Origin of the sequence: Stenotrophomonas sp. TWI700, assembly GCF_039673645.1 — a bacterium.
Taxonomy (GTDB): Bacteria; Pseudomonadota; Gammaproteobacteria; order Xanthomonadales; family Xanthomonadaceae; genus Stenotrophomonas; species Stenotrophomonas maltophilia_AA.
Genome location: NZ_JBDJMB010000004.1, coordinates 143,813 through 155,044 on the forward strand (window position 1 = coordinate 143,813; position 11,232 = coordinate 155,044).

The 11,232-nt window shown below is 62.6% G+C and carries 9 protein-coding genes; all 9 read right to left on the minus strand.

Annotation, left to right across the window (positions count from 1 at the left end; translation table 11 throughout):
* Positions 1 to 6: 6 nt before the first annotated feature.
* The 9 genes from rplW to rpoC all read right to left on the minus strand — a co-directional run bounded on the left by rplW (position 7) and on the right by rpoC (position 11,206).
* Complete coding sequence (gene rplW / locus ABE473_RS05420; RefSeq protein ID WP_019186147.1) at positions 7 to 306, minus strand: 50S ribosomal protein L23; 300 nt, start codon at positions 304 to 306, stop codon at positions 7 to 9.
* Complete coding sequence (gene rplD, locus ABE473_RS05425; RefSeq protein WP_128095571.1) at positions 303 to 908, minus strand: 50S ribosomal protein L4; 606 nt, start codon at positions 906 to 908, stop codon at positions 303 to 305. The genes rplW and rplD overlap by 4 nt, the downstream gene beginning before the upstream one ends.
* A 12-nt stretch (positions 909 to 920) precedes the next feature.
* The gene (gene rplC / locus ABE473_RS05430; RefSeq protein WP_019186145.1) at positions 921 to 1,571 is read right to left on the minus strand and encodes a 50S ribosomal protein L3; all 651 of its coding nucleotides are present in this window, start codon (positions 1,569 to 1,571) and stop codon (positions 921 to 923) included.
* 11 nt (positions 1,572 to 1,582) lie between these two features.
* Positions 1,583 to 1,894, minus strand: coding sequence for a 30S ribosomal protein S10 (rpsJ, locus tag ABE473_RS05435; RefSeq protein WP_010341589.1), 312 nt, complete (start codon positions 1,892 to 1,894; stop codon positions 1,583 to 1,585).
* 333 nt (positions 1,895 to 2,227) lie between these two features.
* The gene (gene tuf / locus ABE473_RS05440) at positions 2,228 to 3,418 is read right to left on the minus strand and encodes an elongation factor Tu (RefSeq protein WP_152153932.1); all 1,191 of its coding nucleotides are present in this window, start codon (positions 3,416 to 3,418) and stop codon (positions 2,228 to 2,230) included.
* A 53-nt stretch (positions 3,419 to 3,471) separates the two neighbouring features.
* Positions 3,472 to 5,613, minus strand: coding sequence for an elongation factor G (gene fusA, locus ABE473_RS05445; protein WP_176990873.1), 2,142 nt, complete (start codon positions 5,611 to 5,613; stop codon positions 3,472 to 3,474).
* A 136-nt stretch (positions 5,614 to 5,749) separates the two neighbouring features.
* On the minus strand, positions 5,750 to 6,217 hold the full coding sequence (rpsG, locus tag ABE473_RS05450) for a 30S ribosomal protein S7 (RefSeq protein ID WP_019186122.1): 468 nt from the start codon (positions 6,215 to 6,217) through the stop codon (positions 5,750 to 5,752).
* 12 nt (positions 6,218 to 6,229) lie between these two features.
* Positions 6,230 to 6,604 carry a 30S ribosomal protein S12 gene (gene rpsL, locus ABE473_RS05455; protein WP_017356008.1) on the minus strand — a complete coding sequence of 125 codons (375 nt, stop codon included), beginning with the start codon at positions 6,602 to 6,604 and terminating at the stop codon, positions 6,230 to 6,232.
* A gap of 345 nt (positions 6,605 to 6,949) precedes the next feature.
* Entirely contained in the window at positions 6,950 to 11,206 is a 4,257-nt protein-coding gene (gene rpoC, locus ABE473_RS05460) for a DNA-directed RNA polymerase subunit beta' (RefSeq protein ID WP_346488753.1), read from the minus strand.
* Between the last annotated feature and the right edge of the window lie 26 nt (positions 11,207 to 11,232).

An 11,232-nucleotide genomic window follows, 5' to 3' on the forward strand; every position in this document is an offset into this window, starting at 1 on the left:
TGGACCTCAGGCCTTGGCCGTTACATCGATGGACTGGCCATCGGCGAGACGCACGTACGCCTTGCGCCAATCGCCGCGGCGGCCGGTGCGGTTACGGAAGGACTTGTTCTTGCCCTTCACGTTCAGCACGTTGACCGACTCGACCTTGACGTCGAACAGCTGCTCAACCGCGGCCTTTACATCGGCCTTGGTGGCTTCGTTCGAAACTTCGAAGACATACTGGTTGGAATGTTCCTGCAGGCGCGCGGTCTTTTCGGAGACTCGCGGAGCGCGCAGCACGCTGAAGACTTTTTCGTTGCTGCTCATGCCAGCCACTCCTCGACCTTCTTGACCGCATCAGCGGTGATGACGACCGTGTCGGCACCGACCAGCGACACCGGGTCCAGGCCCTGCACGTCACGCACTTCCACGTAGGGAATGTTGCGCGCCGACAGGTACAGGTGCTCGGAAGCATCTTCGGTGACGATCAGCGGACGCTTGCCCACTTCCAGGCCGGCCAGCTTGGCGATCAACGACTTGGTGTTGGTCGCTTCGACATCGAAGGACTCCACGATCGTCAGACGGCCCTGGCGGTTCAGCTCGGACAGGATCGCGCACATGGCTGCACGGTACTGCTTGCGGTTGACCTTCTGCTCGAAGCTGCGCGGCTTGGCCGCGAAGGTGACACCACCGCCGACGAAGATCGGAGCCGTCAGTGCGCCATGACGCGCGCCGCCGCCCTTCTGCTTCTTCGACTTCTTGGTGGTACCAGCCACTTCAGAGCGAGTCTTCTGTGCCTTGGTGCCGGCGCGACCGGCGTTGCGGTAAGCAACGACGACCTGGTGAACCAGATCTTCGCTGAAATCGCGACCGAACACGGCATCGGAGACCGAGACCTTGTTGTTGCTACCCGTGATAACGAGTTCCATCGTCATCTCTCCTTATGCCTTGCTAGCCGGACGAACGATCACGTCACCACCCGCTGCGCCCGGAACGGCACCACGGATTGCGATCAGACCACGTTCGACATCGACCTTCACCACTTCAAGGTTCTGGGTGCTCTGCTGCACCGAACCCATGTGGCCGGACATCTTCTTACCCGGGAAAACACGACCCGGGGTCTGGCGCTGGCCCAAGGAACCCGGCGCGCGATGCGACAGCGAGTTACCGTGGGTTGCATCGCCCATACGGAAGTTGTAGCGCTTGATGGTGCCCTGGAAGCCCTTACCCTTGGTGACACCCTGGACGTCGACCTTCTGGCCAACTTCAAAGATGTCCGCCTTGACTTCGCCGCCAACGGCGAAATCGCCGAGCTGCGCGTCTTCAACGCGGAATTCCCACAGGCCACGGCCCGCGTCGACCTTCGCCTTGGCGAAGTGACCGGCTTCCGGCTTGTTGACCAGGGCAGCGCGACGCGCGCCGACGGTCACCTGCACGGCGCTGTAGCCGTCAGCTTCGACGGTCTTGATCTGCGCGATGCGGTTCGGGGTAGCTTCAATCAGGGTTACCGGGATGGCCTGGCCATCTTCGGTGAACACGCGGCTCATGCCAGCCTTGCGGCCCACGAAGCCCAACGAATATTTCTTCGTCATGGTCGTAGTCCTCAGGTCAGCTTGATCTGAACGTCGACGCCGGCAGCCAGTTCGAGCTTCATCAGCGCGTCCACGGTCTTGTCGTTCGGGTCAACGATATCGAGCACGCGCTTATGCGTGCGGGTCTCGTACTGGTCACGCGCGTCTTTATCGACGTGCGGCGAGACGAGAATGGTGTAACGCTCGATCTTGGTCGGCAGGGGGATCGGGCCACGCACTTGCGCGCCGGTCCGCTTTGCCGTTTCTACGATCTCGCTGGCCGAACGGTCGATCAAACGATGATCGAACGCCTTCAGCCGAATCCGGATCTTTTGGTCCGCCATGACGGTGGGTTCCTTCGTTAAAAGAGCGACGGACAAGGCCTCTGGGTTGCCTTGTCCCATGAATATCCTGAATGCAGACGCCGCACATTCCTGCGCGGCGACAAGATCTTTCCGTAGACCTCAAAAATCGAGGCAGACCGGTCTCCCGATCTGCCCAGACAAAAAGTATAGCGCGCATACAAGTTGGCAGTCAACAGGGGTACTGTTGACAAAGCCTGAATGGCGCGACCCTTCCTGGTCTGGGGAACACGAGGAGCATCCTGCGCCTCTTTTCCCGTTTGGTTACACCCCGATGCCCTACCCAGGCAACATCGGGGCGCAGATTCTAGCAGATTACGCGATGATCTTCGAGACCACGCCGGCGCCGACGGTACGGCCGCCTTCGCGGATCGCGAAGCGCAGGCCTTCATCCATGGCGACCGGGTTGATCAGGGTGACAACCATCTTCACGTTGTCGCCCGGCATCACCATTTCCACACCTTCCGGCAGTTCGCAAGCGCCGGTGATGTCGGTGGTACGGAAGTAGAACTGCGGACGGTAGCCCTTGAAGAACGGGGTGTGACGGCCGCCTTCGTCCTTGGACAGCACGTACACTTCGGCGTCGAAGGTGGTGTGCGGCTTGATCGAACCCGGCTTGGCCAGGACCTGGCCACGCTCGACGTCGTCACGCTTGGTGCCGCGCAGCAGCAGACCGGCGTTGTCGCCTGCCTGACCCTGGTCGAGCAGCTTGCGGAACATTTCCACGCCGGTGACGGTGGTCTTCTGGACCGGACGGATACCGACGATTTCGATTTCTTCGCCGACCTTGATCACGCCGCGCTCGATACGACCGGTCACCACGGTGCCGCGGCCCGAGATCGAGAACACGTCTTCCACCGGCATCAGGAACGGCTTGTCGATGTCGCGTTCCGGGGTCGGGATCCAGCTGTCGAGAGCTTCGACCAACTTGATCACGGCCGGCACGCCGATCTCGCTCTGGTCGCCTTCCAGCGCCAGGCGGGCCGAACCCGAGATGATCGGGGTGTCGTCGCCCGGGAAGTCGTACTTGCTCAGCAGCTCGCGGACTTCCATTTCAACCAGTTCCAGCAGCTCGGCGTCATCGACCATGTCTGCCTTGTTCAGGAAGACGACGATGTACGGCACGCCGACCTGACGCGAGAGCAGGATGTGCTCACGGGTCTGCGGCATCGGGCCGTCAGCAGCCGAACAGACCAGGATCGCGCCGTCCATCTGGGCAGCACCGGTGATCATGTTCTTGACGTAGTCAGCATGGCCCGGGCAATCGACGTGGGCGTAATGACGTTCGGTGGATTCGTACTCGACGTGTGCGGTCGAGATCGTGATGCCACGTGCCTTTTCTTCCGGCGCGGCGTCGATCGAGGAGTAATCCTTGAACTCGCCACCGAAGCGCTCGGCACCGATCTTGGTCAGTGCAGCGGTCAGCGTGGTCTTGCCGTGATCGACGTGACCGATGGTGCCGACGTTGACGTGCGGCTTGGTGCGCTCGAACTTACCCTTTGCCATTGTTGTATACCTTGGATATCAGAAAAGAATGAGGTGGAGTCCTGAGCTTATGCTCAGGACTTCTTGACCACGGATTCGGCGATGTTCGACGGAGCCGGCTCGTAATGGTCGAATTCCATCGTGAACGTTGCACGACCCTGGGTCTGCGAACGCAGCGAGGTCGCGTAGCCGAACATTTCACCCAGCGGAATCATCGCATTGATGATTTCAGCCGAACCGTCACCGGTCACGCTCGAACCCTGCAGCATGCCGCGACGACGGCTGACGTCGCCCATCACGTCACCCTGATAGTCGCTCGGGGTCACGATCTCGACCTTCATGATCGGCTCCAGCAGGACCGGCTTGGCCTTGGAGAAGCCCTGCTTGAAGGCCATCGAGGCGGCCAGCTTGAACGCCATTTCCGAGGAGTCGACGTCGTGGTACGAGCCGAACACCAGCTTGACCTTGACGTCCACGACCGGGAAGCCCGCCAGCGGACCGCTGGTGATGGTTTCGCGCAGGCCCTTTTCGATCGACGGAATGAATTCCTTCGGAATCACGCCACCGGTGATGTCGTTGATGAACAGGAAGTCGTCCTTGATCAGCGGCCCGATCTTCGGGTCGGCACGATCTTCGGCGGTGATCGGCGACAGCTCGATCACGACGTGACCGTACTGACCCTTACCACCGGACTGCTTGGCGTGCTTGTAGTCCGACTTGACGTCCGCGGCCTGGATGGTTTCGCGGTACGCAACCTGCGGCTTGCCGACGTTGGCTTCAACGTTGAACTCGCGCTTCATGCGATCCACGATGATGTCCAGGTGCAGCTCGCCCATGCCCGAGATGATGGTCTGGCCGGATTCTTCGTCGGTCTTGACGCGGAACGACGGATCTTCCTGGGCCAGACGGCCGAGGGCCAGACCCATCTTTTCCTGGTCGGACTTGGTCTTCGGTTCGACGGCCATCGAGATGACCGGCTCCGGGAACACCATGCGCTCCAGGATGATCGGGTGGTCCTGCGAGCACAGGGTGTCACCCGTGGTGGTGTCCTTCAGACCCACCGCCGCGGCGATGTCACCGGCCAGCACTTCCTTGATCTCTTCGCGATCGTTGGAATGCATCTGCAGGATGCGGCCGATGCGCTCCTTCTTGCCCTTCACCGAGTTCAGCAGCTGGTCGCCGGCGTTCAGCGTGCCCGAGTAGACACGGAAGAAGGTCAGCGCGCCGACGAACGGGTCGGTGATGATCTTGAAGGCCAGGGCCGAGAACGGCGCCTTGTCATCGGACTTGCGGCTCAGGGCGATGGTTTCATCGTCCACGTCGGTACCGGTCACGTCAGGGACGTCGATCGGCGACGGCAGCAGCTGCACCACGCCGTCCAGCATGGCCTGCACGCCCTTGTTCTTGAACGCCGAGCCGCAGTACATCGGCACGATGTCGGTGGCCAGGGTGCGCACGCGCAGGGCTTCGACGATTTCGGCCTCGGTCAGCTCTTCGCCGCCCAGGTACTTTTCCATCAGCTCTTCGCTGGCTTCAGCCGCGGCTTCGATCATGTAGGTGCGGGCCTCTTCGGCCTCCGCCTGCATGTCCGCCGGGATCTCCAGGTACTCGAACTTCATGCCCTGCGAGGCCTCATCCCAATGGATGGCCTTCATCTTGATCAGGTCGACGACGCCCTTGAAGTTGTCTTCGGCGCCGATCGGCAGCTGCATCGGCACCGCGACGGCACCCAGCTTGGCCTTCAGCTGGCCAACGACCTTGGTGAAGTTCGCGCCGGTGCGGTCCATCTTGTTGACGAACGCGATGCGCGGCACCTTGTAACGGTTGGCCTGGCGCCACACGGTTTCCGACTGCGGCTGCACGCCACCGACGGCGCACAGCACGAAGACGGCACCGTCGAGCACGCGCAGCGAGCGCTCCACTTCGATGGTGAAGTCGACGTGTCCGGGGGTGTCGATGATGTTGAAGCGGTGCTCCGGCAGGGACTTGTCCATGCCCTTCCAGAACGCGGTGGTGGCAGCGGACTGGATCGTGATGCCACGCTCCTGCTCCTGCTCCATCCAGTCCATGGTGGCAGCGCCGTCGTGCACTTCACCGATCTTGTGGCTCTTGCCGGTGTAGAACAGGATGCGCTCGGACGTGGTGGTCTTGCCGGCATCGATGTGGGCCATGATGCCGAAATTGCGGTAACGCTCGATGGGAGTGGTGCGGGCCACGGGAGCCTCTCGATTTCTTGGAATTCGGATGGCCGAACGCCGCCTTTCGGCGGCCTTCGGATTGGCGCGACACCCCAGGTGCCGCGGGGCAGCACCTAGATGGTGCTGCCGTGCCTGTTTTGCAAGGCCGTCAAACTCACCAGCGGTAGTGGGCGAATGCCTTGTTGGCTTCGGCCATGCGGTGGGTTTCTTCGCGCTTCTTGATGGCGCCACCACGATTTTCCGAGGCGTCCAGCAGTTCGGCAGCCAGCTTCTTCGGCATGGTGTTCTCACCACGCTTGCGAGCCGAGTCGATCAGCCAACGCATGGCCAGGGCCATCTTGCGCGACGAACGCACTTCGACCGGCACCTGGTAGGTCGCACCACCGACACGGCGGGACTTGACTTCGACCGACGGAGCCACGTTTTCCAGAGCCTTCTGAACCAGCTCGACGGAATTCGGGTTCTTTTCGCCGATCACGTCCATGGCACCGTAGACGATCTTTTCAGCGACCGACTTCTTGCCGCTCAGCATCACCATATTGATGAAACGAGCGATGGTTTCACTTCCGTGCTTCGGATCCGGCAGGACAGAGCGCTGCGGCGTATTACCTTTACGAGACATGTGTACTTTCCCTTAGCTCTTCGGACGCTTGGCGCCGTACTTGGAACGGCCCTGGCGACGCTTGGCAACGCCGGAGGCGTCCAGCGAGCCACGCACGGTGTGGTAACGCACACCCGGCAGATCCTTGACGCGGCCGCCACGGATCAGGACCACGGAGTGTTCCTGCAGGTTGTGGCCTTCGCCGCCGATGTAGCTAATCACTTCTTCCTGGTTGGTCAGGCGAACCTTGGCAACCTTGCGAAGCGCCGAGTTCGGCTTCTTCGGAGTGGTGGTGTACACGCGCGTGCAGACACCACGGCGCTGGGGGCACTTATCGAGCGCCGGGGAGGCACTCTTATAAGTGGTTGCCTGCCGCGGCTTGCGGACAAGCTGATTGATCGTCGCCATCAGTATGTTCTTCTGAGAGAGGCCAATGAAAAGACTGGCCATGAATGCGGAAATGTGCGAGCAGGCGAAAGACCGGCCTGCTGAGACAGACGATTGTAGCAACCCGGCGAAAACGCAGTCAAATGCGCACGCGCCAAGCCAGCCCTGATCCCGGGCCGTTACAGGGGAGCCTTTTCCATGCCCCCCGTTCAGGTTGTCAAGCCGGTCCTTTGAAAGACCGGCGGGCATCCTACCTCATCGGCAGGCATCCGGCCAGTGGCCGGTGCCGTCGATTTGCCGGGAAGGGGGCCGACCGGAGTCGGCACCCTGCCCTGCCGCGGTCCCGGCCGGAGCCGGGACTGCGTATTACTCGTCGCTGCCCGGAGCCTGTTCAGCTTCGGTCGGCTCGACTGCCACCGCGGCCACCGCGGCCACCGCGGCCACTTCAGCCACGGCCGGCGAGCTGCCGGACAGGGTCTGCATTTCCGAGTCGGTCAGCCCGGAGGCGTTGCGACGACGGTTGGCGTGGTACGCCAGGCCGGTACCGGCCGGGATCAGACGGCCGACGATGACGTTTTCCTTCAGGCCGCGCAGGTTGTCCGAGGTGCCGCGAACGGCCGCTTCGGTCAGCACGCGGGTGGTTTCCTGGAACGACGCCGCCGAGATGAACGACTCGGTCGCCAGCGAGGCCTTGGTGATACCCAGCAGGACCGGGTCGAAACGGGCCGGCAGCTCGTTGCGGGTGGCCAGGCGGGCATTTTCCTCGATGACGCGCTGGCGCTCGGCCTGCTCGCCATTCAGGAACTTGCTGGTGCCCTGGTCGGTGATCTCGACCTTGCGCAGCATCTGGCGGGTGATCACCTCGATGTGCTTGTCGTTGATCTTCACGCCCTGCAGGCGGTACACGTCCTGGATTTCCTTGACCAGGTAGGCCGCCAGCGGTTCGACACCCAGCAGACGCAGGATGTCCTGCGGGCTCGGCTCGCCGTCCACGATGGTTTCGCCCTTGGTCACGTGCTCGCCTTCGAACACGATCACCTGACGGTACTTCGGGATCAGCTCTTCGTGTTCCGAACCATCGGTGTCCTTGATGATCAGGCGCTGCTTGCCCTTGGTGTCCTTGCCGAAGCTGATGATGCCCGAACGCTCGGCCAGGATCGCCGGATCCTTCGGCTTGCGTGCTTCGAACAGATCGGCGACGCGCGGCAGACCACCGGTGATGTCGCGGGTCTTGGACGCTTCCTGCGGGATCTTGGCGACCACGTCACCCACGCCGACGGCGGCGCCGTCCTGCAGGTTGACGATCGAGCGCGGCGGCAGCAGGTACTGCGCCGGCAGATCCGTGTTCGGGATGGTCAGATCGTTGCCGTTCTTGTCCACGATGCGCACGATCGGGCGCAGGTCCTTCGCCTGCGAACCACGACGCTTCGGATCGGTGATTTCACGCGATGCCAGGCCGGTCAGTTCGTCGGTCTTCTCGATGACGGTGACGCCGTCGATGAAGTCGATGAAGCGGATGAAACCCGCCACTTCCGACACGATCGGGTGATTATGCGGGTCCCAGTTGGCCACGGTCTGGCCAGCCTTGACCGCATCGCCGTCCTTGGACGTGATGGTCGCGCCGTACGGCAGCTTGTAACGCTCACGCTCACGGCCGTGGGCATCGAGCACCGACATTTCGCCCGAACGCGAGACCGCCACCAGCGAACCGCTGGCGTGCTCGACCGACTTCAGGTTGTTGAACTTCACCGAACCGGTGGTCTTGACGGTGATGTTGTCGACCGCAGCAGCTCGCGACGCCGCACCACCGATGTGGAACGTACGCATGGTCAGCTGGGTACCCGGCTCACCGATCGACTGCGCGGCGATGACGCCGACCGCTTCGCCGATGTTGACGATGTGGCCACGGGCCAGATCGCGACCGTAGCAGTGTGCGCAGACGCCGAACGGCGAGGCGCAGCTGATGGTCGAACGGACCTTGACCGACTGCACCGACGCGTCTTCCAGCTTGGCCACCCAGGCTTCGTCGAGCAGGGTGTTGCGGGTCACGATCGGATCTTCGTCGTTGCCCGGCAGGAACACGTCCTCGGCCACGACACGACCCAGCACGCGGTCCTTCAACGGCTCCACGACGTCGCCGCCTTCCACGATCGGGGTCATGGTCAGGCCTTCGGTGGTACCGCAATCCACTTCGGTGATGACCACGTCCTGCGCCACGTCGACCAGACGACGGGTCAGGTAACCCGAGTTCGCCGTCTTCAGCGCGGTATCGGCCAGACCCTTACGGGCACCGTGGGTGGAGTTGAAGTACTCCTGCACGTTCAGGCCTTCACGGAAGTTCGCCTTGATGGGCGTTTCGATGATCGAGCCATCCGGACGCGCCATCAGGCCGCGCATACCAGCCAGCTGACGGATCTGCGCCTGCGAACCACGCGCACCGGAGTCGGCCATGATGTACAGCGAGTTCATCGACTTCTGGTCGATGGTCTCGCCTTCGGCATTGACCACCTTCTCGGTACCGATGGTGTCCATCATCGCCTTGGCGATGCGCTCATTGGTGCGCGACCAGATGTCGACCACCTTGTTGTAGCGCTCGCCGGCGGTGACCAGGCCCGACTGGTACTGCTCCTGGATTTCCAGCACTTCGGCTTCCGCCTCGGTGAGGATGCCCTTCTTCTCGTCCGGGATCAGCATGTCGTCGATGCCGATCGACACGCCGGCGCGGGTTGCGTAGGCGAAGCCGGTGTACATCAGCTTGTCGGCGAACACGACCGTGTCCTTCAAGCCCAGCTGACGGTAGCTGGAGTTGATCAGGCGGCTGATGTTCTTCTTGGTCAGCTCGGTGTTGGCCAGCGCGAACGGCAGGCCTTCGGGCAGGATTTCAGCCAGCAGGGCGCGGCCGATCGTGGTCTCCACGATCGAGGTCTTGTTCTGCTTGTTGCCTTCCTCGTCGGTCACCACTTCGGTGATGCGGACCTTGACGCGTGCGTGCAGTTCCACCACGCGGTTGTCGTAGGCGCGCTTCACTTCGGCGATGTTGGCGAAGGCCATGCCCTCGCCCTTCTTGTTCACCAGCGAGCGGGTCATGTAGTACAGACCCAGCACGACGTCCTGCGACGGCACGATGATCGGCTCGCCGTTGGCCGGCGACAGGATGTTGTTGGTGGACATCATCAGCGCACGCGCTTCCAGCTGGGCTTCCAGCGAGAGCGGCACGTGGACGGCCATCTGGTCACCGTCGAAGTCGGCGTTGAACGCGGTGCAGACCAGCGGGTGCAGCTGGATGGCCTTGCCTTCGATCAGGACCGGCTCGAACGCCTGGATGCCCAGACGGTGCAGGGTCGGCGCACGGTTCAGCATCACCGGATGTTCGCGGATGACCTCTTCCAGGATGTCCCAGACTTCGGCTTCTTCGCGCTCGACCAGCTTCTTGGCGGCCTTGATGGTGGTGGCCAGGCCACGACGCTGCAGCTTGGCGAAGACGAACGGCTTGAACAGCTCAAGCGCCATCTTCTTCGGCAGGCCGCACTGGTGCAGGCGCAGGTACGGACCGACCACGATGACCGAACGGCCCGAGTAGTCGACGCGCTTGCCCAGCAGGTTCTGGCGGAAGCGACCCTGCTTGCCCTTGATCATGTCGGCCAGCGACTTCAGCGGGCGCTTGTTGGTGCCGGTGATGGCACGGCCGCGACGGCCGTTGTCCAGCAGCGCATCGACCGATTCCTGCAGCATGCGCTTTTCATTGCGCACGATGATGTCCGGCGCGTTCAGCTCGAGCAGGCGGCGCAGGCGGTTGTTGCGGTTGATGACGCGGCGGTACAGGTCGTTCAGATCGGAGGTCGCGAAGCGGCCACCGTCCAGCGGCACCAGCGGACGCAGGTCCGGCGGCAGCACCGGCAGCACGGTCATGACCATCCACTCCGGGCGGTTGCCCGACTCGAGGAAGGCCTCGACCAGCTTGATGCGCTTGGTCAGTCGCTTGAGCTTGGTTTCCGAACCGGTGCTGGCGATTTCTTCGCGCAGGCGGGTCATTTCCGACTGCAGGTCGATCGTGCGCAGCAGCTCGTACACGGCCTCGGCGCCCATGGCGGCATCGAAGTCGTCGCCGTGTTCCTGGCGGGCCTGCAGGTACTGTTCTTCGGTCAGCAGCTGGCGGCGCTCCAGGGCGGTCAGGCCCGGCTCGGTCACCACGTACGCTTCGAAGTACAGCACGCGCTCGATGTCACGCAGGGTCATGTCCAGCATCAGGCCGATGCGCGACGGCAGCGACTTGAGGAACCAGATGTGCGCGACCGGCGAGGCCAGGTCGATGTGACCCATGCGCTCACGGCGCACCTTGGCCAGGGTGACTTCGGTGCCGCACTTTTCGCAGACCACGCCGCGGTGCTTCATGCGCTTGTACTTGCCGCACAGGCACTCGTAGTCCTTGACCGGTCCGAAGATGGCGGCGCAGAACAGGCCGTCACGTTCCGGCTTGAACGTACGGTAGTTGATGGTTTCCGGCTTCTTCACTTCGCCGAAGGACCACGAACGGATCAGGTCCGGCGAGGCCAGCGCGATCTTGATCGCGTCGAAGTCCAGCGTCTGGCGCTGCTGGTTGAAGAGGTTGAGCAAGTCTTTCATGGTGTTTCTCCGAAAGGAGGAAATCT